This is a genomic window from Frigoribacterium sp. ACAM 257 (genome assembly GCF_007954365.1).
Taxonomy (GTDB): domain Bacteria; phylum Actinomycetota; class Actinomycetes; order Actinomycetales; family Microbacteriaceae; genus Frigoribacterium.
In genome coordinates this window covers 399,503-426,418 of sequence record NZ_VOLO01000002.1, presented here as the reverse complement: position 1 = coordinate 426,418, position 26,916 = coordinate 399,503, and the positions used below count along the sequence as shown (strand labels likewise).

Genomic DNA, 26,916 nt, shown 5'->3' with positions numbered 1-26,916 from the left:
TGTCTCCTTCTACGCGAGCAGACCGCGAGGCCTACTTCGCCCTCTCGAGGATCTCGACCAGGCGCCAGCGCTTGGTGGCGCTGAGCGGACGGGTCTCGCTGATCACGACGAGGTCGCCGACGCCGGCCGCGTTGGCCTCGTCGTGGACCTTCACCTTGGAGGTGCGGCGGATGACCTTGCCGTACAGGGGGTGCTTCACGCGGTCCTCGACCTCGACGACGATGGTCTTGTCCATCTTGTCGCTGGTCACGTAGCCGCGACGGGTCTTGCGGTAGCCGCGGACCTCGACGGCTGCCGAGTCGACCTCGGTCTTGTTCTCGGTGGCCATTACTTCTCCTCGGCAGTCTCGACGGTGTCGGCGGCGGGCGCCTCGTCGGCGGCGGCAGCCTTCTTGGTCGACTTCTTGGTCGCCTTGGGGGCGGCCTCGACCGGGGCAGGGGTGGCACGGATGCCGAGCTCGCGCTCACGCAGGACCGTGTAGATGCGAGCGATGTCCCGCTTCACGGCGCGCACGCGGCCGTGGTTCTCGAGCTGACCGGTGGCCGACTGGAAGCGCAGGTTGAACAGCTCTTCCTTGGCCTTCTTCAGCTCGTCGACGAGACGCTCGTCTTCGAATGTGTCGAGCTCGACAGGACGGAGCTCCTTGGAACCGATCGCCATTATGCGTCGCCCTCCTCGCGCTTGATGATGCGTGCCTTGAGGGGCAGCTTGTGGATTGCACGAGTGAGCGCCTCCTTGGCGATCTCCTCGCTGACGCCGCTGAGCTCGAAGAGCACGCGACCCGGCTTGACGTTGGCGACCCACCACTCGGGCGAGCCCTTGCCGGAACCCATGCGGGTCTCGGCGGGCTTCTTGGTGAGGGGACGGTCGGGGTAGATGTTGATCCAGACCTTGCCGCCACGCTTGATGTGACGCGTCATGGCGATACGAGCGGACTCGATCTGACGGTTGGTCACGTAGGCGGGCGTGAGGGCCTGGATGCCGTACTCACCGAAGCTGACCTTGGTGCCACCAGTTGCCTGGCCGCTACGGCCGGGGTGGTGCTGCTTGCGGTGCTTGACACGACGGGGGATAAGCATGGTTACGCCTCAGCTCCTGTGGTGGCGGGTGCCTTCTGCTCGCGGGGGGCGCGGTCGCTGCCCCCGCGACGTGCACCGTCACGGTCGTTGCGGCGCTCGGGGCGAGACGACTTCTGGTTCGCCTGCTCGCGCGCGAGCTCCTTGTTGGTGATGTCGCCCTTGTAGATCCAGACCTTCACACCGATGCGACCGAAGGTGGTCTTGGCCTCGTAGAAGCCGTAGTCGATGTTGGCGCGGAGGGTGTGCAGGGGCACGCGGCCCTCGCGGTAGAACTCCGAGCGGCTCATCTCGGCGCCGCCGAGGCGACCCGAGACCTGGATCCGGACGCCCTTGGCGCCGGCGCGCTGGGCGCCCTGGAGGCCCTTGCGCATCGCCCGGCGGAACGCCACGCGAGCAGCGAGCTGCTCGGCGATGCCCTGTGCGACGAGCTGAGCCTCGGCCTCGGGGTTCTTGACCTCGAGGATGTTCAGCTGGATCTGCTTGCTCGTGAGCTTCTCGAGGTCGCCGCGGATGCGCTCGGCCTCGGCGCCGCGACGACCGATCACGATGCCCGGACGGGCCGTGTGGATGTCGACGCGGACGCGGTCACGGGTGCGCTCGATCTCGATCTTGGCCACGCCGGCGCGGTCGAGCGAGGTCTTGAGCAGCGTGCGGATCTTGATGTCCTCGGCGACGTAGTCGCTGTAGCGCTGACCGGCCTTGGTGCTGTCGGTGAACCACCGCGACACGTGGTCGGTGGTGATGCCCAGACGGAAGCCGTACGGGTTGACCTTCTGGCCCATTACTTGCTCGCCTTCTTCGTAGCAGCGGCAGCCTCGACCTCATCGGGCGTCGCGAGGACGATCGTGATGTGGCTGGTGCGCTTCAGGATCTGGAAGGCACGCCCCTGGGCACGCGGCTGGAACCGCTTGAGGGTCGCGCCCTGGTCGACGAATGCACGGCTCACGTAGAGGTCCTGCTCGTCCAGGTAGCTGTTGTCCTTGTCCGCCTTGACACGCGCGTTGGCCATGGCCGACGCGACGAGCTTGTAGACGGGCTCGCTGGCGCCCTGAGGCGCGAACTTCAGGATGGCCAGGGCCTCGAGGGCCTGCTTGCCGCGGATCAGGTTGACGACGCGACGGGCCTTCATGGGGGTGACGCGGATGTGACGCACGCGTGCGATCGACTCCACCATTTCTCTCCTCCTTACGTCGCCGCGTTAGCGGCGACGACCCTTCTTGTCGTCCTTCACGTGGCCGCGGAAGGTGCGGGTGGGCGCGAACTCGCCGAGCTTGTGGCCGATCATGCTCTCGGTCACGAACACGGGGATGTGCTTGCGCCCGTCGTGCACGGCGATGGTGTGTCCCAGCATGTTGGGGACGATCATCGATCGGCGCGACCAGGTCTTGATGACGTTCTTGGTGCTGGCCTCGTTCTGCGTGACGACCTTGCGAAGCAGGTGGTCATCGACGAAGGGGCCCTTCTTAAGACTGCGTGGCATCTTCTACAACTCCTACTTACGCTTCTTGCCAGCGTTACGACGGCGGACGATGAGCTTGTCGCTCTCCTTGTTGGGGTGGCGCGTGCGGCCCTCTTTCTGGCCCCACGGGCTGACCGGGTGGCGTCCACCGGAGGTCTTGCCCTCACCACCACCGTGCGGGTGGTCGACGGGGTTCATGGCGACACCACGCACGGTCGGGCGGACGCCCTTCCAGCGCATGCGGCCGGCCTTGCCCCAGTTGATGTTCGACTGCTCGGCGTTGCCGACCTCGCCGATGGTGGCGCGGCAGCGAGCGTCGACGTTGCGGACTTCGCCCGACGGCAGACGGAGCTGCGCGTAGGGGCCGTCCTTGGCGACGAGGCGCACCGAGGCACCAGCCGAGCGAGCCATCTTCGCGCCGCCGCCGGGCTTGAGCTCGATCGCGTGGATGATGGTTCCGACCGGGATGTTCTTGAGCGGCAGGTTGTTGCCGGGCTTGATGTCGGCGCCGGGACCCGACTCGACGATGTCGCCCTGCGACAGCTTGTTCGGAGCGATGATGTAGCGCTTCGAGCCGTCGACGAAGTGCAGGAGCGCGATGCGCGCCGTGCGGTTGGGGTCGTACTCGATGTGAGCGACCTTGGCGTTGACGCCGTCCTTGTCGTTGCGACGGAAGTCGATCACGCGGTACTGGCGCTTGTGGCCACCACCGATGTGACGCGTCGTGATCCGACCGGCGTTGTTCCGGCCACCGCTCTTGGAGAGCGGACGGAGCAGCGACTTCTCGGGGGTGGAACGCGTGATCTCCGCGAAGTCGGCGACCGACGAACCGCGACGACCAGGAGTCGTGGGCTTGTACTTACGAATAGCCATTTTGTTTTCCCTCCGGGCCCTAGCCGACAGCCGTGAAGATGTCGATGGAACCCGACTTGAGCGTCACGATGGCGCGCTTGGTGTCCTTGCGCTTGCCGGTGCCGAAGCGGGTGCGACGGGTCTTGCCGACGCGGTTCAACGTGTTGATGCTGTCGACCTTGACGTCGAAGATCTTCTCGATGGCGAGCTTGATCTCGGTCTTGTTCGACCGCGGGTCGACGATGAAGGTGTACTTGCCCTGATCGATCAGGGAGTAGCTCTTCTCGGAGACGACGGGCGCGATGATGACGTCGCGGGGGTCCTTGCCGTAGCCGCTCATGCGGTGGCCTCCTTCTTGCTCTTCGAGGCGACGAAGCCGTCGAAGGCGCTCTTCGTGAAGACGATGTCGTCGCTGACGAGGACGTCGTAGGCGTTGAGCTGGTCGAACGTGATCACGTGGACCGTGGGCACGTTGTTGACGCTCTTGCGGGTCAGCGCGTCGTCGCGGTCGATGACGACCAGGACGTGCTTGCTCGACGAGATGGTCGACAGCAGCTCGAGGGCGACCTTGGTCGACACCGTGTCGGCGACGAAGCTCTCGACGACGTGCACGCGGGCACCGCGGGCACGGTCGGACAGAGCGCCGAGCAGAGCGGCGGCGATCATCTTCTTGGGGGTGCGCTGCGAGTAGTCACGCGGCTGCGGACCGTGGACGATGCCACCGCCGGTCATCTGGGGAGCACGGATCGAGCCCTGACGAGCGCGGCCGGTGCCCTTCTGCTTGAACGGCTTGCGGCCGGCACCGGAGACCTCGCCGCGACGCTTGGTCTTGTGCGTGCCCTGGCGAGCGGCGGCCTGCTGGGCGACGACGACCTGGTGGATGAGCGGCACGTTCGTGACGACGTCGAAGATCTCGCCGGGCAGCTCGACCGTGCTGGTCTTCACGCCCTTGGCGTCGAGGACGTCCACCGAGGTGGCCGTTGCGTTGATGGTGGCCATGAGCTACTTCCCCTTCACGGCGGTGCGGACGAAGACGATGCGGCCACGAGCGCCGGGGACGGCGCCCTTGACGAGCAGCAGACCCTTCTCGGCGTCGACGGCGTGCACCGTGAGGTTGAGGATGGTGACGCGGTCCCCACCCATGCGACCGGCCATGCGCATGCCCTTGAAGACACGGCTGGGGGTCGACGAAGCACCGATGGAGCCGGGCTTGCGGTGGTTGCGGTGCGCACCGTGCGAGGCGCTGACGCCCTTGAAGTTGTGACGCTTCATGACACCGGCGAAGCCCTTGCCCTTGGAGGTGCCGACGACGTCGACCTTCTGGCCGGCCTCGAAGGTCGCGGCCGTGAGCTCCTGGCCGAGTGCGTACTCGGCGGCGTCGGCGGTGCGGACCTCGGTGAGGTGGCGGCGGGGCGTGACGCCCGCGGCGTCGAAGTGGCCCGTGGCGGGCTTGTTCGACTTGCGGGGGTCGATGGGGCCGGCGGCGATCTGGACGGCGCTGTAGCCGTCCTTCTCGAGCGAGCGGATCTGGGTCACGACGTTGGGAGCGATCTCCACGACGGTGACGGGGACGAGCTTGTTGTTCTCGTCCCAGACCTGGGTCATGCCGAGCTTCTTGCCCAGGAGGCCCTTGACGTTCTTGGTGCTGCTGATGGTCATGGTCGCCTCCCCTAGAGCTTGATCTCGATGTTGACGTCGGCCGGGAGGTCGAGGCGCATGAGCGAGTCGACGGCCTTGGGCGTCGGGTCGACGATGTCGATGAGGCGCTTGTGCGTGCGCTTCTCGAAGTGCTCGCGCGAGTCCTTGTACTTGTGGGGCGAACGGATCACGACGACCACGTTCTTCTCGGTCGGCAGCGGCACGGGGCCGACCACCGTTGCGCCCGCGCGGGTGACCGTGTCGACGATCTTTCGCGCGGAGGTGTCGATGACCTCGTGGTCGTACGACTTCAGCCGGATGCGGATCTTCTGTCCCGCCATGTGTGACTCTCTCTCGTTCGGACGTCGCGCACCTCTGGGGCCGCCTGACGCTGTTCGCTGGGCGAACATCTGGCTCTACACGATCTCCGAGGGCTGTCGCCCTCGCGTACCGCTGTTCTGGTGTCAAGCCATCTCGGGAACGATGCGGGCGGCCGCCCGACGGATCTGGCGCGAGGAGACCTCGGGGAGGTCATCATCGTGTCCACCGTCGCGCAGAGCTCGGCCCTGGCGGTGTTCCTGTGTGAGATGTGTCCTGCTACCCGCGGCCCAGACGATGAACGTCTGTGCACTGCCTGGCAGTGATCCGGCACTCGCGCACGGCGAGCTCGGAATGTTGAACTAGACGATTTTGCCACACCCGAGCACATGCTGCAACCCGGGCGTGTCGCGGATGTCCACCGCGGTGTCGAGGGGGCCAGACGGCCCCCCTCGGACGGACGTCAGGCCGTCTCGGCGGGGCGGAACCACGGCGGGTAGACGGCCACGCGAGGTGCGGCGCCGCCGGCCTCGACCAGCAGCTGCTTGACCCGGTCGCGCATCTTGTCGTGCGCGACGCCGATCAGCATCACCGAGTCGAGCGGGACGGCGTGCGGCACGAGCACCTCGGGCTCGAGCAGGTCGGGGTCGGCCAGCGAGAAGCGACGCACCATCGAGGAGGCGGCGTCGACACCGGCCGCGGAACGGACTCCCTGCACCGCGGCGTCGCGCTCGGTCACGACGAAGTCGTCCTCGAGGGCGGTCACGGGCACCACGAGCATGACGAAGTCGGTGGCCTTGGCGCCGCGGGCGGCGTCCGACCACTCGTAGCCCTCGGCACCGGACCGCAGGACGTCCCACGCGGACGCGTGCGGCGAGAGGGAGAAGGGCACGTGCGCGGCGACAGGGGCGCCGGAGGCGGTCGTCACCGAGGCACGCAGGGCTCGCGTCGCCTCCGAGCTCACGTCGAGGACGGGAGCGGACTCGGCGGCGGGGACGAGCTCGCCGGCGGCGAACAGGGCCGGCAGGTTGCTCACGTGCGTCCAGTGGTAGACGCGCTGCGCCTCGAAGGCGGGCGCGACGCGGGCCGCGGACTGCGCGGCGACGGCCACGGCCGCGGAGTCACGCGCCAGAGCCGGCGTGCTCCGCAACGACTCGGGCTTGCGCGACGGCGCGCGGCGCTTCGTGACCAGGGTCCGAGCCTGCCCGTCGGCGTCGAGCAGGGGCTCCCGCTTGCGCGGGGCGCAGATGTCGCACAGCTCTCGCTCGAAACCGTGGATGCACTCGTCAGTCACTGCAGTTGGTCCTCTCGAGCGCCCGACTCGAACGGACGCAACCCTCTACGGTACGTCATGGGACCGCCGTCGCGCGACCGTGCGCAGGACGCCGACGCACCTCCTCCCCTGCAGGTCAGCGGAAGAGCAGCGACCGCACCTCGGCCTCGGCGGACGCCAGGCGGGCCCTGTCGATCGTCTCGCCGTGGAGGTACGCGTCGACGAGACGAGGGTCGACGTACGAGGAGCGCGCGACGGACGGGGTGTTGCCCAGGACGTCGGCGGCGTCGCGCATGGCCTGAGCCAGCGCCGCCCTGCGCTTCCCGACTCCCGTCTGCGGACCCGTCCTCGAGAGGCTGACCGCGGCCGCGACCGTACCGTGGAGGGTGCGGAAGTCCTTCGCGGTGAAGTCGTCCCCGGCCCGGAGCTTGACGTACTCGTTGATCTCGGAGGCGTGCAGCGGCCGCCAGGGAGAACCCGCCTCGGGACGCCAGGCGAGCAGCCGGGCCCGGCCGCCGCGCTGCTTCATGCTGCGCACGACGGACGCCAGGTCGGCATCGCGGATCTCGGAGTCCCAGTCCTGGCCGCTCTTGCCGGGGAAGGCCAGCGCGACCACGTCGCCGGACACCTTCGCGTGCGCGCAGAGCAACGTGCTGAGGCCGTGGCTGCCGTGCTCCTCGGCGTAGCGCTCCGACCCGACCCGCAGCGAGCCGGTGTCGAGCATGCGGAAGGCCGCCGCGAGGGCACGCTCACGCACCGGCTCGCCGAGGCGGAGGTCGCGGGTCACGAGACGCCGTGCCGCCGGCAACGACTCCGCGAGGGCGAGGGCGCGGTTAAACTTGATGCGGTCCTTCTGCTCGCGCCAGGTCGGGTGGTAGATGTACTGCCGACGACCGGCACCGTCGACCCCGGTGGCCTGGATGTGGCCGTTGGCGTACGGGGCGATCCAGACGTCGGACCAGGCGGGCGGTATGCCGAGGTGCTGGCACCGCTCACGGAGCTCGGGGTCGGTGACCGTGGCGCCGTCCGCGTCGCGGTAGGTGAAGCCGGCGCCGCTGCGGACACGGGTGATGCCGGGCGAGCTCGAGTTCGTCCTGCGGAGGCGCGGCATCCGTCGATCGAACCACCCGCGGCGGCTGCGCGGTCGGCCCGCGCACAAGGGACGCCCCGCCCTCGAGGAGGACGGGGCGTCGGGGAGCACCAGTGCTACTGGTTGCCGATCTTCTTGTCGGCCTGCTCCTTCGCCTGGGCGATCTTGTCGCTGTGCTTGCCCCCGGTGGCCTTGTCTGCGGCGCCGGCGACGGCGTCGAGGATCTTGTCGCTGACCCCCTCGGCCTTCTCGCTCTTCAGGGCGTCCTGGACCTTGCCGTCCTTCAGGAACTCCTGGGCCTTCTTGGTGATGTCGTCGAAGCCTGCCATGGTGCGCCTCCTGTCACGGGCCGGCGTGTCCGGCTCGCGACCACTCTGCCGCGAATGCGAGCCCGGCGCACCCCCGGGAGACGACGAGAGGGGCCGAGCCCTTCCGGGCCCGACCCCTCTCGGGTGTTCAAGTGGTGCTGGTGTGTCTGGTGCTACTTGACGATCTTGACGACCGTGCCGGCGCCGACCGTGCGGCCGCCCTCGCGGATGGCGAAGCGCAGGCCCTCTTCCATGGCGATGGGCTGGATCAGCTGGACGGTGATCTCAGTCGTGTCGCCGGGCATGACCATCTCGGTGCCCTCGGGCAGCGTGATGACACCCGTGACGTCGGTGGTGCGGAAGTAGAACTGAGGGCGGTAGTTCGCGTAGAACGGGTTGTGACGGCCGCCCTCGTCCTTCGACAGGATGTAGACGTTCGCCTCGAACTCGGTGTGGGGCGTGATCGAGCCGGGCTTGACCACGACCTGGCCGCGCTCGACGTCCTCGCGCTTGGTGCCGCGGAGGAGGAGTCCGACGTTCTCACCGGCGCGCGCGTCGTCGAGGGTCTTGCGGAACATCTCGATGGCGGTGACGGTCGTCTTGGACGACTTCTCCTTGATGCCGACGATCTCGACCTCGTCGTTCGGCTTCAGGATGCCGCGCTCGACACGACCGGTGATGACGGTTCCACGACCGGTGATCGTGAAGACGTCCTCGACGGGCATGAGGAAGGGCTGGTCCGTGGCACGGACGGGCTCGGGGACGTTCTCGTCGACCTGGTCCATCAGGTCGGCGACCGTGGCGGCCCACTTCTCGTCGCCCTCGAGGGCCTTGAGAGCGGAGACCTGCACGACGGGGGCGTTGTCGCCGTCGAAGTCCTGGCTGGAGAGGAGCTCGCGCACCTCGATCTCGACGAGCTCGAGGATCTCCTCGTCGTCGACCATGTCGGACTTGTTGAGGGCCACGACGATGTAGGGCACGCCGACCTGGCGAGCGAGCAGGACGTGCTCACGCGTCTGGGGCATCGGGCCGTCGGTGGCGGCGACCACGAGGATCGCGCCGTCCATCTGAGCCGCGCCGGTGATCATGTTCTTGATGTAGTCGGCGTGACCGGGAGCGTCGACGTGAGCGTAGTGACGCTTCTCCGTCTGGTACTCGACGTGCGAGATGTTGATCGTGATGCCGCGCTGCTTCTCTTCGGGCGCGTTGTCGATCTGGTCGAAGGCCGACGCCTCGTTGAGGTTCGGGTACTTGTCGTGCAGGACCTTGGTGATCGCCGCGGTGAGCGTGGTCTTGCCGTGGTCGACGTGACCGATGGTTCCGATGTTGACGTGCGGCTTGGTCCGCTCGAACTTGGCCTTAGCCACTGTGGGTCCTCCTCAGGACTCGGTTGCAGTGGGGCCGGGGGCCGGGTCGATGACCCGGCCTACCGGACACTGCGGATTGGTGTGTGTACATGTTACGCGGTCGAGGAACGGCCGCGAGATTCGGGACTATTCGCCCTTGTTCTTCTGGATGATCTCCTCGGCGACGGCCGAGGGGACTTCCTGGTACGACTCGAACGTCATCGAGTAGACGGCACGACCCGAGGTCTTCGACCGCAGGTCTCCGACGTAGCCGAACATCTCCGACAGCGGCACGCTGGCCCGAACGACCTTCACACCACTGGCGTCTTCCATCGACGAGATCTGCCCGCGTCGCGAGCTGAGGTCGCCGATGACGTCGCCCATGTACTCCTCGGGCGTACGCACCTCGACCGCCATGAGCGGCTCGAGGAGAACGGGCTGGGCCTTGCGAGCCGCCTCTTTGTAGGCGATCGACCCAGCGATCTTGAAGGCCATCTCCGACGAGTCGACGTCGTGCGCCGCGCCGTCGAGGAGCAGCGCCCGGACGCCCACGGTCGGGTAGCCCGCGAGGACTCCGACCTGCATGGCGTCCTGGATGCCGGCGTCGACCGAGGGGATGTACTCCCGCGGGACGCGGCCGCCGGTGACCTTGTTGACGAACTCGTAGGTCGACTCGGCCGTGACCTCGTAGGGCTCCAGGGCGATCTGGATCTTGGCGAACTGACCCGACCCACCGGTCTGCTTCTTGTGGGTGTAGTCGTAGCGCTCGATGCCCTTCTTGAGCGTCTCGCGGTAGGCCACCTGGGGCTTGCCGACGTTCGCCTCGACGTTGAACTCGCGCTTCATGCGGTCGACGAGGATGTCGAGGTGGAGCTCGCCCATGCCCTTGATGACCGTCTGGCCGGTCTCGACGTTGAGCTCGACGCGGAACGTCGGGTCCTCTTCGGCGAGCTTCTGGATGGCCAGCGAGAGCTTCTCCTGGTCGGCCTTCGTCTTGGGCTCGATGGCGACCTCGATGACGGGCTCGGGGAACGTCATCGACTCGAGCACGATCTGCTCGGACGGGTCGCACAGCGTGTCACCGGTGGTGGTGAACTTCAGGCCGATGACCGCGTAGATGTGGCCGGCGGTGACGCTGTCGACCGGGTTCTCCTTGTTGGAGTGCATCTGGAAGATCTTGCCGATGCGCTCCTTCTTGTCCTTGGTCGAGTTGATGACCTGGGCACCTGACTCGATCGAGCCGGAGTACACGCGGACGTAGGTGAGGCGACCGAAGAAGGGGTGCACCGCGACCTTGAAGGCGAGGGCCGAGAAGGGCTCGGTCGACTCGGGCTTGCGGATGATGACCTTCTCGGCGTCGCGGACGTCGTGGCCCTCCATGGGAGGCACGTCGAGCGGCGAGGGGAGGTAGTCGATGACGGCGTCGAGCATCGGCTGGACGCCGCGGTTCTTGAAGGCGGAGCCACAGAAGATCGGGTACAGCTCGCTGTTGACCGTCATCTTGCGGACGGCGCCCTTGATCTCGGCGATCGTCAGCTCTTCGCCGCCGAAGTACTTCTCGAGCAGCGTGTCGTCCGACTCGGCGACCGTCTCGAGGAGCTTGGCGCGGTACTCCGCGGCCTTCTCCTTGAGGTCGTCCGGGATCTCCTCGATCTCGTACTTCGCACCCAGCTCGACGTCGCCCTTGGCGTCGCCGCGCCACGTCAGCGCACGCATCTCGACCAGGTCGACGACGCCCTCGAACGAGGACTCCGCACCGATCGGGAGCTGCATGACGAGGGGCTTGGCGCCCAGGCGGTTGATGATCGTGTCGACCGTGAAGTAGAAGTCGGCGCCGAGCTTGTCCATCTTGTTGACGAAGCAGATGCGGGGCACGTCGTACTTGTCGGCCTGACGCCAGACCGTCTCGGACTGGGGCTCGACGCCCTCCTTGCCGTCGAACACGGCGACCGCGCCGTCGAGCACGCGGAGCGAGCGCTCGACCTCGACCGTGAAGTCGACGTGGCCGGGGGTGTCGATGATGTTGATCTGGTTCTTGTTCCAGAAGCACGTCGTCGCGGCGGACGTGATGGTGATGCCGCGCTCCTGCTCCTGCGCCATCCAGTCCATCGTGGCCGCACCGTCGTGGACCTCACCGATCTTGTGGGTGATGCCGGTGTAGTACAGGATGCGCTCGGTCGTCGTCGTCTTGCCAGCATCGATGTGCGCCATGATGCCGATGTTGCGGACCTTGTTCAGGTCGGTGAGCACGTCCTGTGCCACAGGTTCCTCCGAAGGGGTAGGTGGGGAAAGCGGGAGCCGAGGAGGCGCGGTGCACGTCGTGCGCACACCGCGCCTCCGTGGCTGTTACCAGCGGTAGTGCGCGAAGGCCTTGTTCGCCTCGGCCATCTTGTGAGTGTCCTCACGGCGCTTGACAGCGGCGCCGAGGCCGTTGGAGGCGTCGAGGATCTCGTTCATGAGGCGCTCGGTCATCGTCTTCTCGCGACGAGCCTTGGCGTAGGTGGTGAGCCAGCGGAGCGCGAGCGTGTTCGCGCGGTGCGGCTTGACCTCGACGGGGACCTGGTAGGTCGAGCCGCCGACGCGGCGCGAACGCACCTCGAGGGTCGGGCGGACGTTGTCGAGAGCCTTCTTCAGCGTGACGACGGCGTCCTGGTCGTTCTTGGCGGAGACGCCGGCGAGAGCACCGTAGACGATGCGCTCGGCGAGGCCCTTCTTGCCGTCGAGGAGGATCTTGTTGACGAGCTGGCTGACGATCGGCGCGCCGTAGACCGGATCGGCGACGACGGGGCGCTTGGGCGCGGGTCCTTTACGAGGCATTACTTCTTGTCCTTCTTCGCACCGTAGAGGCTACGAGCCTGCTTGCGGTTCTTCACGGCCTGGGTGTCGAGGGCGCCACGGACGATCTTGTAGCGCACGCCGGGGAGGTCCTTCACACGACCGCCGCGCACGAGCACCATGGAGTGCTCCTGCAGGTTGTGGCCCTCGCCGGGGATGTAGGCGGTGACCTCGGTGCCGTTGGAGAGCTTCACACGGGCGACCTTGCGGAGCGCGGAGTTCGGCTTCTTGGGGGTGGTGGTGTACACGCGGGTGCACACGCCACGCTGCTGGGGGTTGGACCGCAGGGCGGGGGCCTTGGTCTTGACGACCTTCGGCGTGCGTCCCTTGCGGACCAGCTGCTGGATGGTTGGCACTGGTTCTCCTTGGTTGCGCTCTGCTCTCGGCCGGTGATGCGCCGTGCAGTGCTCTGCTCTGTCCGACCGGATGGTCGGCGTCCTCGTCTCGTCGGGACGTGGCCCGGATGAGGCCTTGCCCCGCCCTGCGACCGCCGCGAGACGAGCACGCGGAGCAGCTGGGGGACGGTGTGACCCTGCTCGTGCCGGGTCGTCGACCGTGGTACGAGCGGGATTTTCGGGCGCGCGATGAAGCGCACACCCGATAGAGCATAGCTTCGGGCAGGGGGTTAATCAAATGTCTCCGGGCTCCGACGGGACGCCCACGGCGAACGGCCGGCCGCCTCCTCGGCCCGTCAGCGGGCGGGCTCGGCCCGGGACAGCAGCACCGTGCCGAGCACCACGAGCGCCGCGCAGACGACGGCGCCGAGCACGAACGGCGACAGCGCGTAGCGGGCGGCGAAGAGAACGAGCCAGACGGCCTCGCCCCGCACCACGGCGTAGCCGACGCTGCCGACGAGGAGCATGACCACCCAGACGGCGGCGGCCGCGGAGACGACGGCGGGCCAGGGGCTCGGAGGCGCAGGCCGGGGACCGGGGACGCCGCCGCCCTCGTCTCCGGGGCGGGGGCCCCGGCGGGCCGGGCGGGCGTCGTGGAGGGGCTGGGCGGGGAAGGTGCCCCGCACCTCCGGCGCTCCCCCGTCGCGGGCGTCGGCGAGCGCGGCCGAGCGCATCAGGGCGAGGAGGACGACGAGGAGGGCGGCGGCGCCCATGGCCGGGCCGAGGAAGGGGCCGGCGTCGGCCTCGGCGATGACGTCACGGTCGAGCAGCAGGCTCTCGAAGCCGGCCGTCGCCACGAGCAGGGCGCCGAAGAGGACGCTCGCCATCAGGGCGTAGACGGCACGGGTCATGAGGCGAGGCTACGCCGCGACGACAGCGGCCCGGCGCCTCCCCTGTCGGGGACGCACCGGGCCGTGCCGGCGTCGGCGGGTCAGCTGGTCAGCGACCGCTGGCGGTCGTGTCCGTGCCCTCGTCGGTGCCCTCGGCCTGAGTCGGCGCCGTCGTCGTGGCGTCGCCGTCGGCGGGGGCGGCCTCGCCGTCCTGCATGACGAAGACGAGCCCGCCGACCGTCCAGGTCTGGGTGCCCGCGGCTGCGGCCTCGCCGTCGGCGCCCTCCTCGGCCTCGCTGCTGGTGATCGCGGTAACGAGGAACAGTCGCTGCCCCTTCTGGAGGCGGTCGACGAAGTCGAGGGCCTGGTCGTACGAGCCCTGGATGTCGACGGTCACGGCGATCGTGGAGAAGTTCGCGGCGGTGATGGTGGGGTCGGTGTAGGTCGTCGGCGCGGTCGGGGCCGCGGGCGTGACGGGTGCCGCGGCGGCCGCGTCCTCGCCCTCCGCCGGTGCCGCGGAGTCGGCCGGGGCCTCCGTCGTCGGGACCGCGGTCGACGCCGGCACCTCGTAGGACGCCGCGTCCGAGGTCGTGAAGGAGGTGACGGGGACGCCAGCCTGCGACGCCATCTCGTCGAGCTGGCGGATGAGCTCCGGCATGTCCGCCGCCCCGGGGACGGACGCGCGACGCGTGTCCCGATCCGTCGTCAGGGTCGAGAGCTGGTCGTTCTCGGCGACCAGCTGCGCGAGCGTGGCCCGGAGCCCCTCGTTCTGCGCCTCGACCGAGACCCGCTGGTCCGCGGCGGTGGACGCAGCCGTCAGCTGGGGCTGGACCCCCAGGAGGAAGCCGAGGGCGAGCACGGCGACGCCGCTCAGCGCGGCGATGATCATCTTGATGCGATTGCGGTCCACGAGGTCACTCGCCTTCCGTCGGCGCGAAGCGGTTCGAGAACGCGCGCTGGTCGATGTGCATGGTGACGGACGCCTCGTAGAAGCCGTCCTTGAGGTCGACCGTCCCCGGCGTCGCGTCCGTGTAGCCGGGGAGGGTCGCGAGGCCGTCCAGCCAGTCCGGCACGCTCGGCAGGGTCACGCTCTGTGCGGTGAACATGACCGTGCCGATCCGGGGCGCCTGGAGCGAGTTCTCGGACTGGGCGTACTCGGCCACCGGCGACGCCTGGTCGATGGTGATCGTGGAGACGGTCACACCCTCGGGCAGCGTGGCCTCGATCTGGGCCAGGTACGACGGCCAGGCGATCTCGGTCGAGCCCGCGACGGCCTGTGCCGCGGCCAGCTTCGTGATCTCGGTCTTGAGGTCACGCACGTCGGAGTACTGCCCCTGCTCGAGCAGGAGCTGCTGCGTGTCGGCCTGTGCGGACAGCAGCTCGTCCTGGGCCTCGATCGAGCGCAGGGTGGCGCCTCCCACGGCGATGCCGACGACGGCGGCGACACCGATCACGCCCATCCAGGCCCGGCGGACCGCGACGCCGCTGCGGCGCTCGGCCCGGACCTCGGGAGGCAGCAGGTCGACACGGGGCAGCGCCCCGACGACCGCCGTCGCGGTCTTCTTCGTGCGGCTCATGCGGCGCTCCCCAGTGCGAGCCCGAGGGCCACGGTCATGTCGGAGGCACGCCCGCGGAGGGCGACCTCGTCGACGTTCTTGCCGAACGCGACGGTGGCGAACGGGTCGGCGACGACCACGGGCAGGCGCGTCACCTCGGACAGCGCGTCGGGGAGGCCCGGGAGCAGGGCGCCGCCTCCGGCGAGGACGATCTGCGAGATCGTCTCCGTCGACCGGGTGTTGACGAAGTACTGGACGGTGTTGCGGAAGCTGCCGAGCAGCTCGTTGACCGACTCGAAGATGGCGGCCGACGAGGCCTGCTCCTCGGCGTTGGTGATCACGGTGCTGAGGCCTCGTTGACGCTTGACGGCCACCGCCTCCTCGACCGAGATGCCCCGCTTGGCCACGATCGCCTGAGTGACGTCGTCGCCGCCCGAGGGGATGATGCGGACGAACTGGGGCACGCCGTCCGTCGCGACGATCACGGACGAGGTGCTGTGGCCGATCTCGATCAGGGCGACGGTGCCGGTGAGGCCGGGGCGGTTGACCAGGAGGCGCGTGTTGGCGAACGGGATGAGGTCGACGCCCATCGTCGACAGCCCGGCGAGCTTGCTGGCACGCACGTTGCCGACGACGGCGTCCTTGACGGCCGCGATGAGCAGGCCGTTGAGCACGGGGCCGTTCTCGCCCTCGCTCTCCTTGTAGGGGTAGAAGTCGAGCAGCGCGTCGGCGACGGGCACCGGCAGCATGTCCTGCACCTGGAACGGCAGCGACTCGCGGATCCGCTCGCGTGACGCCTTCGCCACGGTCAGGTCGCGGGCCAGCACGCGCTGGTTGCCCATGCCGAGCACGACGTTCTTGCTCTTGAAGCCGCCGGCGCTCCAGAGCTGCTTGAGGGCGCTGGCGACGGTCTGGGGCTCGAGCACTTCTCCGCGGCTGGCAGCGCCGTCGCTGAGGGCCATCTCGGAGAAGCGGACGACGGTGGGGCGCGGCTTGTCGACGTCGGCGACCTCGACCGCGCGGAGCGATCGGCTGCCGATGTCGACGCCGACGATGTTCTTCGTCATGGGGTGGTCTCTTTTCTGCGTGAGTTCGGGCTCACGCGAGGGTGAGGAGCTGGAGGTAGGAGGCGACGACGATGCCGCCGACGAGCACGCCGACCCAGGCGCCCGCGAGCATCCAGGGGCCGAAGGGGATGCCGCCGGTGCGCTGGGCACGACGGGTGGCGAGCAGGACGACCGAGAAGAGGCCCCCGAGCAGGAACGCGGCGAAGGCGCCGACGACGAGCTCGCCCCAGCCGAGCCAGCCGAGCCAGAGGCCCAGCACGCCGGCGAGCTTGACGTCGCCGAGGCCCATGGCCCCGGGCTTGACGAGGGCGAGTGCGAGGTAGAAGACGAACAGGGCAGCCATGCCGACCACACCGCGGAGCAGGGCGTCCCACTCCCCCGACAGGGCCGAGGAGGCGCCCAGCAGCACGAGGCCGACCACGTACGACGGCAGCACGATCGCGTCGGGCAGCCGGTGGTGCTCGACGTCGATGATGGCGAGCGCGACGCTCGCGCCGGCCAGCCAGAGGAACGCGACGAGCTCGAGCAGCGCGGCGACGAGCGGAGCGGCCTCGGTCGGGACGGCCGTCCAGGGCCAGACGGCGGCCGCCACGAGGGCGAAGAAGCCGCCGGTGGCGAGCTCGACGATCGGGTAGCGGGCCGAGATGGCCGTGCTGCAGCTGCGGCAGCGGCCGCGGAGGGCCAGCCAGCTGAGCACGGGCACGTTGTCGTACGCCTTGATCGGCGTGTGGCAGCCGGGGCAGGCGCTCGGCGGCGACGAGATCGACATGCCGGCGGGCACGCGGTAGACGACGACGTTGAGGAACGAGCCGATCAGGAGGCCGAGGCCGCCGGCGGTGAGGGCGGCGAGGAGGAGGGCGGTCATCGGATCTCCCTGCCCTTCGGGGTGAAGGCCGTCTTCGACTCGGTCATCCGGCTGACTCCGTAGCTCGTGGACACGGGGTTGAGGAACTTCGGCGGCGCCGTGTAGCGGAGGCGCTTGTCGTAGCCGTAGACCTTCGTGTAGCCGCTGGCGGTGGTCGTCCCGTTGCCGGTGCCGACGGCTCCGCGGAACTTCTGTGCGATCGAGCCGGTCACCTGCAGGTTGCCCCGGAGGCCGCACTGGTAGTTCTGCACCGTGAAGGTGTGCCCCACCGAGAGGATCGCGGCGGAGACGAGACGGTCCGTCCGGCCGGGCTCGAGGTAGGTGCCGCTCCACGCCAGCGTGCGCGAGTTCTGCGTGCAGCTCGTCACCGGGTTGTAGATCTGCACCGCCTGCTGACCAACCAGCCCCAGCACGTCGGAGTCCGGGTTCTTGTAGGTGATGTCGTCGGTGATGTAGACGTAGTTCTCGGCACCGATGGTGAGGTTCCCCTTGAGCGTGCCCTCGACGAAGACGTCGGCTCGCTCGCAGCCGTACGACGGGTCGGTGCTGGAGGTCGACGGCGGGGTCTCCCCGATGCGCGGGTAGCCGACGCCGTTGCCGGTGGTCGTCACCTTGCCCGTGCCGGTGCGCAGCTGGCCGGAGCAGTACGACGAGCTCTTCGCGGTGTCGTACCAGGGGAAGTCCCCGTTCTTCCAGTCGTTCGGGTCGGGCGTCGTCGCCGCGTTGCTGGGCGTACGGGTGACGTCCTGCACGAAGATGACGTTGTTCTGGGGCACGTCGAGCGTCTGGCCCGCCGTGCTGCCGAGCTGGTTGGCGCCCGTGCCGACCGTGCCGCAGGCGGCCGGGGTCGACCCCCCGATCGCCGGGTCCCCGACGATCTGCGTCGCCTTGGTCCACGGCGAGCGCACCGTCATCTTGCCGTTGTCGAGCAGGACGATCGACGTCGGGCCCGTGTAGAGGCAGCCCGGGCGCGGCACGGTGCTGTCCTGCAGGTCGCTGCGGGTCTCCTGCAGGAGCGACTGGTTCGTGGCGGGCATGGGGAGCTTGTCGACGGAGACCGGCTGGTTGTTGACCGGCGCGCCGCAGTTCGCGAGGCTCGAGATCTTGTAGTTGCGGTCGCCGGCACGCAGCGGCGTGTAGGCCGTCATGACCGCGCTCTTGAACTTCGAGTTGCAGACCACCATCGTGTCGTTGGTGCGCACGGGCCCGTCGAAGACCGAGTTCGGGTCGAAGTACAGCTCGGTGCAGGCGGGGACGTCGTGGGCCTGCTCCCAGTCACGGGTGGGCACGCAGGCCCGCGCCTCGGGGGTGGTGCCCTGGTCGGGGTCGAGGAGCTCGTAGTCGGTGAAGTACAGGTAGTTGATGAACCCGTCCTGCTTGAGGTCGGCGACCACCGACCGAGTGACCTCGCCCACCCGGCCGGTCGCCCGGACCCGGAGCACGCCCGTGCCGTAGTACTGCGAGTTGTCCACCTCGTAGCGGTACTCGGCGGCCCGGTCGGGAGTCACGGCCTTCCAGCCGTCGCCGTCGAGCCTGTCGGCGTCGCCGTCGTCGGGGAGGTACCCGAAGGCGGGGTTGTCGTCGGCGCCCTTGGGGAAGTTGCTGGACGCGCTGAACGACGAGCCCTTGACCCCGAAGAGCGGGTAGGCGTTGTTGTTCTGGAGCTTGCTCTGGTAGTCCTCGATGCCGGCGTAGGCGGCGGACAGGGCAGCCGAGGCGTCCGCGTCGTTCGCGGACTTGGTCAGGCCCGAGACGGCGACCGAGACGATCGTGGCCGAGAGCAGCACGAGGACCATGCCCAGGCCGATGACGGTGACGAGCGCGATGCCGCGGTCGTCGTCGCGTCGCAGGACGGCGAGGCGGTGGCGGAGGAGGCGGATCACGGGGTCCCCTGACTTGAGCCGTTGTTGATGCCGACGGTGTTCACGAGGAGGGTCGAGTCCGAGCCGCGGGAGGAGGTGCCGATCTGGAGCTGCACGCGGACGGCGCCGATGGCGGTCGGGTCGGCCGCGACGGTGGTCCGGTCGGCCTGGAAGTAGCTGAAGAGGGCCGGACCGCCGGCAGCCGGGGCGAGCACCGGCTCGGCCAGGGTCACGGTGGAGGTCAGCGTCGGGAACGTGTAGAGGGTGGCGTCGTTGACGCTCTGGAGCCCGGCCCAGCGACGCTCGACCAGCTTGGTGCCCTCGACGACGTACTGGACCTTGACCGGCTTCTCGAGGGCGTCCGCGAGGTTGACGTACGAGACGAGCGTGACGTCGGACGACCCCATGGTGACGAAGGCCGAGCTGCTGACGCCGCCGGTCGTCTTGAAGTCGCTCGCGGCACGGATCATGCGGGTCATCTGGAGCAGGGCGGTCGAGGCCGTCCGCGTGGTCCGGTCGACCGAGTTGTTCGTCTGGTTCGCGCGGTACGCGCTGATCATGAAGCCGCCGGTCAGCGACAGCAGCACGGCGAAGACCATCATCGCGACCAGGAGCTCGGCGAGCGAGACCCCGGCGTCCCCCGCGCCGGGCCGCTCGAGCCCGAGGCGGCGACGCACGACGCGGATCACGGCTGGGCCTTGCGAGGGTCGAGCACGACGACGTCGCCGCCGGGCTTGGAGCCGGGCGTCAGGAGCGCGACGTCGTTCGAGCTGATGCCCACGGCCAGCAGGCCCGCCACCTTGGTGCTGAACTTGTACGTGCCGAAGGGCAGGGCGACCGTCGCGGCGCCGTTGGCGCCGGGCGGGAACGTGTAGCTGATCGGCGCCGCCGTCGTCGAGAGCGCGCAGCCCGGGTCGCCGGCGGCGCCGGTGGTCTGCAGGGTCGCCGTGACGGTGCCGCGGAGCAGCGCGTTCTTGATCTGGACGATGCCCATCTCGACCGGGGCGGTGCCGGGCACGGCGGGCGCGACGGCCTGGCCCACGGCGCCCGCGGGCGGTGCGCCCGGGGTGGTGCCGACGACGGGCGTGGACCAGTTCCCGGGATCGGGGCTCTTGCAGAGCGGCGACGCCGGACCGGCGACGATGTTGTAGCCGCCGATCGGGTAGAGGCGCTGCTGGCCGACGAGGCCGGTCGTGGCGACCGAGGTCGTCAGGGTCTCGACGCCCGAGCCTGCGAACGTGGTGACGAGCCCGGAGGGGAGGGTGGGGACGGCCTGGTCGAGGGGACGGTTGCTCGCGTAGCTGAGGGAGTAGACGGAGGCCGTGTCGTAGGCGAACTTGGCGGTCGAGGACTTGGCGGCCGCGACCGTCAGGGGCACCGAGGGCGTGGCGACCTGTGCGTTGGACACGTAGCCGGGGGTGGAGAGCGTGACGACGTAGTTGCCCGGCTTGACCATGTAGGCGTAGGTGCATCCCTGCCCGTCCGTGGCGGCGAGGGGCGCCGACAGGGCCGCGGCCCCGTTGCCGGCGGCCGCGACGCTCACCACGGGGACGACGCCCCGGGTGCCGGTGCCGCTCGCTCCCGTGACGGAGACGATGATGGTGCCCTTCTCCGGGTCGTTGAGCCGTGAGGGCGGGGCGATGACCGTGTCCGCGCGGACCGCGCCGACGAAGCTGCGCCTCACCTCGGGCTCGACGGTCGTCGTGACGGACTTGTTCTGGACGACCCCGGTCGAGCCGGCGCCGAGCGCCCCGACGGGGGCTCCGCAGGCGTCGGTCTCGGTGCCGTCCGTGCGGGTGACGGGAGTGACCTTGCGGGTCACGGAGTAGCGGGCTCCGGCGACGACGACGGTGGTCTTGTCGGCGGAGACGACCTTGGCCCAGTCCGACTGCGAGCGCATGAGGTCGAGGTCCTGCTCGGCGAGGTTGAGCGCGACCTCGCGGGCGCGGGACTCCCGCGTGAGGACGAGGGAGTTGGTGATCGAGTAGGCGACCCCCACCGAGATGACGGCGAACACCATCATGGCGACGATGACCTCGACGAGGCTGAAGCCGGAGTCGCGCTCGGCCGGGGAGGCGGGGCGGAGGACGTCGTTGAGGCGTCGGAACATGGTGGGTCACCTCCCGGTCGGGTTCGAGGGTGTTCAGGGAAGATCGAGGGGGCCGGTGAGCCGGCCCCCTCGACGCTCGTCGCTAGGCTGCGGGAGCGGTGGTGGTTCCAGCGGTCGTGCTGAAGACACCGGAGGCGCAGGAGCCCTTGTCGACGCCCTTCGACTCGCTGGTCGCGAAGGTCGTGTTGCCGGCGCCGGAGCGGCCGGAGACGATGCAGAATCCACCGGTGCTCGTGGTCGAGAGCGTGATGGTGTTCGTGTCGGTGCCCTTGGTGAGGCCAGCCGCCTTCAGGGCGACGTCCTGGGCCGAGGTGCCCTCGGGGTTCAGGACACCCGCGGTGGGCAGCGTGCCCGTGCTGGTCTGGACGGCGATGACGGCGACCTTGGCGTTGGTCAGGTCGCTCTTGACGCCCGACTCCTTGGCGTTGTTCTGCACGCCGAGGTACACGGGGATGGCGATCGCGGCGAGGATGCCGATGATGATGACGACGACGAGGAGCTCGATGAGCGTGAAGCCCTTGTCCTTGTCCTCGGTGAGGTTCTGGCGGCGGGCGGAGAGCTTGCCCATGAGTGCGAAGTACATGACTGGTCCGTTCGGTCGGTGCGATGCGGGGGGAGGTGATCGGAGGCGGTCACGTCGTTCCCGCCGGAGATGACTCTCCCAGCCCCCGAGACCCGCGAGAATCCCGCAGACGGGGGGTTTCTGTCGACGACACGGCCCCAGTCCGGGTCCCCCCCGAAAGGGCAGAACCCCTGTTCAGGGGGCAGCTGCAATCCGACACCCGTTGCGCACGACGAAGGGCCCGGCCAACGGCCGGGCCCTTCGGGCAGAACGGTGTCGCGGCTACTTGATCAGCGACGTGATCTGGAAGATCGGCAGGTACAGCGCGACGATCATGCCGCCGACGACGACGCCGAGGAACGCGATCAGCAGCGGCTCGATCAGGGCCGTCAGCGACTCCGTGGTCGACTTGACCTCCTGGTCGTAGAAGTCGGCCACCTTCTCGAGCATCGTCTCGAGCGAGCCTGCGTCCTCGCCGACCGAGATCATCTGCGTGACCATCGGCGGGAAGACCCCGGAGGCCGTCAGGGGGGCGGCGATGGACTCGCCCTGCCGCACCGACTCCGCGACGTCGACCAGCGCCTCCTCGAGCACGTAGTTGCCCGAGACCTCGCCCACGATGCGCAATGCGGTGAGGATCGGGACGCCGGCGCCGATCATGTTCGAGAAGTTGCGGGAGAACCGCGCGATCGCGATCTTGCGGAGCAGCTCGCCGAACACCGGCAGCTTCAGCTTGAGCGGGTCGAGCTTCGCGCGGACCTTGACGGAGTTCTTGTTCGTCCTCCACCAGATCGAGCCGCCGATCCCGCCGACGATCAGGATGGGCAGCACGACGGGCATGGCCTGCGACGCGTAGACCAGCATCATCGTCGGCAGCGGCAGCTGGCCGCCGAGGTTCGTGAACATGTCCTGGAAGATCGGCACGATGAAGGTCAGCATGATGATGACGGCCAGCAGCGACATCACGAGCACGACGACCGGGTAGGTCATCGCCGACTTGATCGTCGACCGGAGCGCCACCTCCTTCTCGAAGTTGTCCGCGGTCGACTCGAGCGCCTTGTCGAGGAATCCGCCGACCTCGCCGGCCCGGATCATGTTGATCATCAGGGGCGGGAAGTGCTTGTCGTGCTTGCCGACCGCGTCGGAGAACGAGACGCCGGTCTCGACGTCGTCGCGCACCTCCTGCATGACCTTCTGCAGCGTCTTGTTGTCGACCTGGTCGGCGAGGATCGTCAGGGTGCGCAGCAGCGACAGGCCGGACGCGATCATGGTCGCCATCTGGCGCGACATGACCGCGATCTCCTTCATCTTGACGCCGCCCCCGCCGAGGCCGCCGAGCGAGATCTCGCGCTGCAGGCCGGTGCCGTCGCTCGCCGCGGCGATCGAGATGGGCTGCACGCCCATCGTGCGCAGGCGGGTGACGACGGCGCCCTCGCTGGAGGCGTCGACCTTGCCCTTGACGACCTTGCCGGCCGAGTCGCGGCCCTTGTAGGCGTAGGCGGTGCTGGTGGCCATCAGTTGCTCCCGATCGAGAAGGCGTCGCCGAAGTCGATGCCGGCGTCGAGGCCGACCGTCTCGGACTTGTTGATCACACGGGTGACGAGACGGTCGAAGCCCTCGGCGTCGTGCACCTTCTCCATGGCGGCCTTGTGCGTGACGGTGCCGGTGTTGACGAGGTCGGCCAGCTTCTGGTCCATCGTGTGCATGCCGAGGTCGCGCCCCGCCTGCATCGACGACGCGATCTGGTACGTCTTGCCCTCGCGGACGAGGTTGCCGATGGCCGGGGTCATCATCATGATCTCGGTCGCGACGACCCGGCCCTTGCCGCCCGCCTTCGGCAGCAGCGTCTGGCAGACGACGCCCTGCAGCGTCGACGCGAGCTGGGTGCGCACCTGGTCCTGCTGGTGCGGCGGGAACACGTCGATGACGCGGTCGATCGTCTGCGCGGCGCTCTGCGTGTGCAGGGTCGCGAAGACGAGGTGGCCGGTCTCGGCGGCGGTCAGGGCGACCGAGATGGTCTCGAGGTCGCGGAGCTCGCCGATGAGGATGACGTCCGGGTCCTGGCGCAGCACGTGCTTGAGCGCGTTCGCGAAGCTGTGCGTGTCGTGGCCGACCTCGCGCTGGTTGACGATCGCCTTCTTGTGCTGGTGCATGAACTCGATCGGGTCCTCGACCGTCACGATGTGGTCGGCGCGTGTGCGGTTCACCAGGTCGATCAGGGCGGCGAGGGTCGTCGACTTGCCCGAGCCGGTGGGGCCCGTGACGAGCACGAGGCCGCGGGGCAGCTTCGCGAAGCGGCTGACGACCTCGGGCACGCCGAGGTCGGCGAGCTGCTTGATCTCGGTCGGGATGAGGCGGAAGGCCGCGCCCATCACGCCGCGCTGCTGGTAGAAGTTCACGCGGAAGCGGGACTCGTCCGACAGCGAGTAGGCGAAGTCGAGCTCGAGGTGCTCGTCGAACTGCGCCTGCATGGCCGGGGTCAGCAGGCTCGTGAGGGCTGCGGAGACCGTCGGGGCGTCCCAGGGCTCGCCGCCCGCGAGGGCCGACTGGAGGCCGCCGTCGACGCGGAGGGTCGGGGCGGCGTCGACCGTGACGTGCAGGTCGGAGGCGCCCTGCAGCACGACCTCGCAGAGCGCCGAGATGAGCGCCGGGTGCGCGACCGTGCGGGCGTGCTCGTGCAGCTCGATGCCGGGTCGGGACTCGACCTGGTCGGCGAGGGGCGCCTCCTCGGCGGCGTGCTGGGCGCTGGACGGCGCGTACGACGGCACGCGGAGCAGGCCGCCGTCGCCGAGCTGGGGCGAGGCAGGTGCAGGTGCGTGTGCGGGAGCGGGCGCTGCGGCGGCGGGCAGGACGGGCGAGGTCGGCGCGGCCGACGAGACGTCGGGCGAGGAGGGGGCCGAGGAGGCGGCGGCCGGGGCGTCGAGGTCGAGGTCGACCTCGTCCGCGAGGTACGCCGGCATGAAGGCCGCGCGGCGGCCCGTCCCGGGCTCCGGCTCGGCGACGACGGGGCTCGTCGGGGCGACCTGGGCTGCCGCGTCGTCGAAGTCGTCGAAGCGCGGGTCGCTCCACGGGGTGCGCGCGGCCATGCCGCCGCCCTCGAGGGCGCTCGCGAGCCGCGCGGCGCGACGGCTCGTCGGCGCGGGGGTGGGGCTCCAGCCGAGCACCGCCTCCCCGCCTCCGTCGTCCATCGTGTAGACCGGGCCGCGGCCGGCCTCGTCGACGTGAGGCGCGAGGGGCGTCACGACCTTGGGCAGCTCCCACGAGGTCGCGGGGGTCTGCGTGCCCAGGTCGTTGCCGGGCGTGCCCGGGGTCCAGCCGTCGGCCGGGTCGACCTGGTCGGGGATCTCGAAGACGTTGTCGCTCATGCGGGCGTTCCCTCGGGTGCGGTGCGGCGGGCGGTGCGGGCGGGCGCGGTGCGGGCGGGCGCGGTGCGCGGCGTGCGGGAGCACGTGCTGCGGCGTGCGCTCACGCGACGACCCGCAGGATCTCTTCGACGCTGGTCAGGCCGAGCTTCGCCTTGGCCCAGCCGTCGTGGCGGAGGCTGACCATGCCCTGCTCGGTGGCGACGCGGGCGATCTCGGCGCTCGAGGCGCGGGAGACGGCGAGGCGCTCGATCTCCTCGGAGACGCTCATCACCTCGTGCAGGGCGATGCGGCCGCGGTAGCCCGTGTTCGAGCACTGCGCGCAGCCGACGGGCTGGTAGACGAGCGGCGCGGGCTCGTCGAGGCGCACCGGGAACCGCAGGTGCTCGAGCTGACGCGGCGTGTACGAGGTCGGCGTCTTGCAGCGGTCGCAGAGGCGGCGCGCGAGGCGCTGGGCGACGACGCAGTCGATCGCGCTGCCGACGAGGAACGGCTCGATGCCCATCTCGGTGAGGCGGGTGATCGCGCTGGGGGCGTCGTTCGTGTGCAGCGTGCTGAGCACGAGGTGCCCGGTCAGCGACGCCTCGATGGCGATCTGCGCCGTCTCGTGGTCGCGGATCTCGCCGAGCAGGACGACGTCGGGGTCGGACCGCAGGATGCTCCGCAGCGCGCCGGCGAAGGTGAGGCCCGCCTTGGGGTTCACCTGCACCTGGTTGATGCCGTCCATCCGGTACTCGACCGGGTCCTCGACCGTGATGACGTTGATCTCGGGCCGGGCGACCGCGTTGAGGGTCGTGTAGAGGGTCGTCGACTTGCCCGAGCCGGTCGGGCCGGTCACGAGGATCATGCCGTAGGGCTTCGAGTACGACGCGGCGTAGACGTCGAAGTTGCGCTCGAGCAGGTTCAGGTCGCGCAGGCTCATCGACGTGTTCGAGTTGTCGAGGATCCGCATGACGACCTTCTCGCCCCACACGGTCGGCAGGGTCGCGACGCGCAGGTCGATCTGCCGGCCGCCGTGGCGCACCGACATGCGGCCGTCCTGCGGGCGTCGCCGCTCGGCGATGTCGATCTCGCTCATGATCTTGAGGCGCGAGATGACGCCGTTCTGGATCGCCTTGGGGGCCGGCTGCATCTCGTGCAGCACCCCGTCGATGCGGTAGCGGATGCGCACGTCGTGCTCGGCCGGCTCGATGTGGATGTCGGAGGCGTGGTCGGTGATGGCCTGGCTGACGAGCAGGTTCACGAAGCGCACGATGGGCACGTCGTCGTCGGGGCCGGCGGACGCGATGTCGGCCTGGGCGGCCTCGACCGCGCTGGTCTCCTCCTCGAGGGTCGAGGTGAGGTCGTTGAGCTCGTCGTCGGCGCGGAGGTAGCGGTCGAGCGCGGCCTGCAGGTCGGCACGGTCGGCGAGCACCGGCTCGACGCCGATCCGGAGGGCGGCGCGCACGTCGTCGATGGCGAAGACGTCGCCCGGGTCGGCCATCGCGAGCAGGAGGAGGCCGTCGCGCACCGCGATCGGCAGCACGCTGTGCCGGCGACAGACGGCGGCGGGCACCATCGTGACGGCGGCGCGGTCGACCGGGTAGTCGACGAGCTCGACGAAGTCGACGCCGTTGGCCTGGGCCCTGGCGCGGGCGACCTGCGCGGGGGTCACGGTGCCGGACTCGAGCAGCTCCCTGATGGACGCCTCCTCGTCGGCGCCCCGGCGCCCCACGCGGTCGAGGTGCTCCATGGGCAGCAGCCCGTGCAGGATCAGGATCTCGGTCATCGAAGCCACGGGTGCATCTCCTCGGTACGCGCGCCGGGCATGTCGGGGTCCTGGCCGCAGGTCCTCGGGAGTCGTCCCGAGCAGTCGCCACGCTACGGCGGGGCCGCTCGTGCGACACGTCCCAGTGAGGGTGCCCCCCGTCTGCGTCACAGCCCTCGGCGGGGGGCTCCCGACCGGGTCGCCGGCAGCCACGAGGAGGCGCGACGACCGCCCAGAAAGGGGGTCGTCGCCGCCCAGAACAGGGGGTGGCACACCGCCGGACCCGACTGGTCTAGTGGACGACGGCGATCCTGGGCCCGACGACACGTGTGGCCCAGTTTCACGGATGACGATCGCCGACC

The 26,916-nt window shown here is 69.4% G+C and carries 30 protein-coding genes; all 30 read right to left on the bottom strand.

All coding sequences use genetic code 11. The annotated features are described in order from the left end of the window. Positions 1 to 31: 31 nt before the first annotated feature. Positions 32 to 328: a 30S ribosomal protein S17 gene (gene rpsQ, locus ES689_RS08430; RefSeq protein WP_133738229.1), complete on the bottom strand. Its 297-nt coding sequence runs from the start codon at positions 326 to 328 to the stop codon at positions 32 to 34. Continuing rightward, positions 328 to 660 carry a 50S ribosomal protein L29 gene (gene rpmC, locus ES689_RS08425; protein ID WP_123547692.1) on the bottom strand — a complete coding sequence of 111 codons (333 nt, stop codon included), beginning with the start codon at positions 658 to 660 and terminating at the stop codon, positions 328 to 330. Before rpmC ends, rpsQ begins: the two co-directional genes overlap by 1 nt. Then, positions 660 to 1,079, bottom strand: coding sequence for a 50S ribosomal protein L16 (gene rplP / locus ES689_RS08420; protein WP_043593355.1), 420 nt, complete (start codon positions 1,077 to 1,079; stop codon positions 660 to 662). Before rplP ends, rpmC begins: the two co-directional genes overlap by 1 nt. Positions 1,080 to 1,081: 2 nt before the next feature. Beyond that, a complete protein-coding gene (gene rpsC / locus ES689_RS08415) occupies positions 1,082 to 1,861 on the bottom strand; it encodes a 30S ribosomal protein S3 (RefSeq protein ID WP_123547691.1) in 780 nt (259 codons plus the stop codon). Continuing rightward, the gene (gene rplV / locus ES689_RS08410) at positions 1,861 to 2,253 is read right to left on the bottom strand and encodes a 50S ribosomal protein L22 (protein ID WP_123547690.1); all 393 of its coding nucleotides are present in this window, start codon (positions 2,251 to 2,253) and stop codon (positions 1,861 to 1,863) included. Before rplV ends, rpsC begins: the two co-directional genes overlap by 1 nt. Positions 2,254 to 2,277: 24 nt before the next feature. After that, positions 2,278 to 2,559, bottom strand: coding sequence for a 30S ribosomal protein S19 (gene rpsS, locus ES689_RS08405; protein WP_056057385.1), 282 nt, complete (start codon positions 2,557 to 2,559; stop codon positions 2,278 to 2,280). Between the two features lie 12 nt (positions 2,560 to 2,571). Continuing rightward, a complete protein-coding gene (gene rplB, locus ES689_RS08400; RefSeq protein WP_123547688.1) occupies positions 2,572 to 3,411 on the bottom strand; it encodes a 50S ribosomal protein L2 in 840 nt (279 codons plus the stop codon). A gap of 19 nt (positions 3,412 to 3,430) precedes the next feature. Next, positions 3,431 to 3,730: a 50S ribosomal protein L23 gene (gene rplW, locus ES689_RS08395; RefSeq protein WP_123547687.1), complete on the bottom strand. Its 300-nt coding sequence runs from the start codon at positions 3,728 to 3,730 to the stop codon at positions 3,431 to 3,433. Beyond that, positions 3,727 to 4,389 carry a 50S ribosomal protein L4 gene (gene rplD, locus ES689_RS08390; protein ID WP_123547686.1) on the bottom strand — a complete coding sequence of 221 codons (663 nt, stop codon included), beginning with the start codon at positions 4,387 to 4,389 and terminating at the stop codon, positions 3,727 to 3,729. Before rplD ends, rplW begins: the two co-directional genes overlap by 4 nt. 3 nt (positions 4,390 to 4,392) lie before the next feature. Next, positions 4,393 to 5,043, bottom strand: a complete 651-nt coding sequence (gene rplC, locus ES689_RS08385) for a 50S ribosomal protein L3 (RefSeq protein ID WP_191330343.1) — start codon at positions 5,041 to 5,043, stop codon at positions 4,393 to 4,395. Positions 5,044 to 5,060: 17 nt separating this feature from the next. After that, complete coding sequence (rpsJ, locus tag ES689_RS08380; protein ID WP_043593369.1) at positions 5,061 to 5,369, bottom strand: 30S ribosomal protein S10; 309 nt, start codon at positions 5,367 to 5,369, stop codon at positions 5,061 to 5,063. Positions 5,370 to 5,809: 440 nt separating this feature from the next. Next, positions 5,810 to 6,640 carry a DarT ssDNA thymidine ADP-ribosyltransferase family protein gene (locus ES689_RS08375; protein WP_146902820.1) on the bottom strand — a complete coding sequence of 277 codons (831 nt, stop codon included), beginning with the start codon at positions 6,638 to 6,640 and terminating at the stop codon, positions 5,810 to 5,812. 115 nt (positions 6,641 to 6,755) lie between these two features. Then, positions 6,756 to 7,730 (bottom strand): DNA topoisomerase IB, encoded by a 975-nt coding sequence (locus ES689_RS08370; RefSeq protein WP_146902817.1) that lies wholly within the window; start codon positions 7,728 to 7,730, stop codon positions 6,756 to 6,758. A gap of 95 nt (positions 7,731 to 7,825) precedes the next feature. Next, positions 7,826 to 8,038 carry an Rv0909 family putative TA system antitoxin gene (locus tag ES689_RS08365; RefSeq protein ID WP_146902814.1) on the bottom strand — a complete coding sequence of 71 codons (213 nt, stop codon included), beginning with the start codon at positions 8,036 to 8,038 and terminating at the stop codon, positions 7,826 to 7,828. Between the two features lie 152 nt (positions 8,039 to 8,190). Beyond that, positions 8,191 to 9,384: an elongation factor Tu gene (gene tuf / locus ES689_RS08360; protein WP_146902811.1), complete on the bottom strand. Its 1,194-nt coding sequence runs from the start codon at positions 9,382 to 9,384 to the stop codon at positions 8,191 to 8,193. Between the two features lie 126 nt (positions 9,385 to 9,510). Further along, positions 9,511 to 11,625, bottom strand: a complete 2,115-nt coding sequence (gene fusA, locus ES689_RS08355) for an elongation factor G (RefSeq protein ID WP_146902808.1) — start codon at positions 11,623 to 11,625, stop codon at positions 9,511 to 9,513. Between the two features lie 84 nt (positions 11,626 to 11,709). After that, positions 11,710 to 12,180 carry a 30S ribosomal protein S7 gene (rpsG, locus tag ES689_RS08350; protein ID WP_123547680.1) on the bottom strand — a complete coding sequence of 157 codons (471 nt, stop codon included), beginning with the start codon at positions 12,178 to 12,180 and terminating at the stop codon, positions 11,710 to 11,712. Further along, on the bottom strand, positions 12,180 to 12,554 hold the full coding sequence (rpsL, locus tag ES689_RS08345; RefSeq protein ID WP_043593380.1) for a 30S ribosomal protein S12: 375 nt from the start codon (positions 12,552 to 12,554) through the stop codon (positions 12,180 to 12,182). Before rpsL ends, rpsG begins: the two co-directional genes overlap by 1 nt. 335 nt (positions 12,555 to 12,889) lie before the next feature. Then, complete coding sequence (locus ES689_RS08340) at positions 12,890 to 13,444, bottom strand: DUF6121 family protein (RefSeq protein ID WP_146902805.1); 555 nt, start codon at positions 13,442 to 13,444, stop codon at positions 12,890 to 12,892. An 88-nt stretch (positions 13,445 to 13,532) separates the two neighbouring features. Further along, positions 13,533 to 14,333, bottom strand: a complete 801-nt coding sequence (locus ES689_RS08335) for a hypothetical protein (protein WP_146902802.1) — start codon at positions 14,331 to 14,333, stop codon at positions 13,533 to 13,535. A gap of 4 nt (positions 14,334 to 14,337) precedes the next feature. Then, positions 14,338 to 15,000 carry a PilN domain-containing protein gene (locus tag ES689_RS08330; RefSeq protein WP_146902799.1) on the bottom strand — a complete coding sequence of 221 codons (663 nt, stop codon included), beginning with the start codon at positions 14,998 to 15,000 and terminating at the stop codon, positions 14,338 to 14,340. Beyond that, positions 14,997 to 16,046 (bottom strand): type IV pilus assembly protein PilM, encoded by a 1,050-nt coding sequence (gene pilM / locus ES689_RS08325; RefSeq protein ID WP_146902796.1) that lies wholly within the window; start codon positions 16,044 to 16,046, stop codon positions 14,997 to 14,999. The genes ES689_RS08330 and pilM overlap by 4 nt, the downstream gene beginning before the upstream one ends. 31 nt (positions 16,047 to 16,077) lie before the next feature. Next, positions 16,078 to 16,911 carry an A24 family peptidase gene (locus ES689_RS08320; protein WP_146902793.1) on the bottom strand — a complete coding sequence of 278 codons (834 nt, stop codon included), beginning with the start codon at positions 16,909 to 16,911 and terminating at the stop codon, positions 16,078 to 16,080. After that, positions 16,908 to 18,794 carry a hypothetical protein gene (locus tag ES689_RS08315; RefSeq protein ID WP_223269486.1) on the bottom strand — a complete coding sequence of 629 codons (1,887 nt, stop codon included), beginning with the start codon at positions 18,792 to 18,794 and terminating at the stop codon, positions 16,908 to 16,910. Before ES689_RS08315 ends, ES689_RS08320 begins: the two co-directional genes overlap by 4 nt. After that, positions 18,791 to 19,462, bottom strand: a complete 672-nt coding sequence (locus ES689_RS15610) for a type II secretion system protein J (RefSeq protein ID WP_191330301.1) — start codon at positions 19,460 to 19,462, stop codon at positions 18,791 to 18,793. The genes ES689_RS08315 and ES689_RS15610 overlap by 4 nt, the downstream gene beginning before the upstream one ends. Next, positions 19,459 to 20,883, bottom strand: coding sequence for a prepilin-type N-terminal cleavage/methylation domain-containing protein (locus tag ES689_RS08305; protein ID WP_146902791.1), 1,425 nt, complete (start codon positions 20,881 to 20,883; stop codon positions 19,459 to 19,461). Before ES689_RS08305 ends, ES689_RS15610 begins: the two co-directional genes overlap by 4 nt. 82 nt (positions 20,884 to 20,965) lie before the next feature. Continuing rightward, positions 20,966 to 21,466, bottom strand: coding sequence for a type II secretion system protein (locus ES689_RS16125; protein WP_146902788.1), 501 nt, complete (start codon positions 21,464 to 21,466; stop codon positions 20,966 to 20,968). Between the two features lie 261 nt (positions 21,467 to 21,727). After that, on the bottom strand, positions 21,728 to 22,960 hold the full coding sequence (locus ES689_RS08295; protein WP_146902785.1) for a type II secretion system F family protein: 1,233 nt from the start codon (positions 22,958 to 22,960) through the stop codon (positions 21,728 to 21,730). After that, positions 22,960 to 24,810 carry a type IV pilus twitching motility protein PilT gene (locus ES689_RS16045; RefSeq protein ID WP_305038352.1) on the bottom strand — a complete coding sequence of 617 codons (1,851 nt, stop codon included), beginning with the start codon at positions 24,808 to 24,810 and terminating at the stop codon, positions 22,960 to 22,962. Before ES689_RS16045 ends, ES689_RS08295 begins: the two co-directional genes overlap by 1 nt. A gap of 100 nt (positions 24,811 to 24,910) precedes the next feature. Then, the gene (locus ES689_RS08285; protein ID WP_146902782.1) at positions 24,911 to 26,584 is read right to left on the bottom strand and encodes a GspE/PulE family protein; all 1,674 of its coding nucleotides are present in this window, start codon (positions 26,582 to 26,584) and stop codon (positions 24,911 to 24,913) included. Positions 26,585 to 26,916 lie beyond the last annotated feature (332 nt).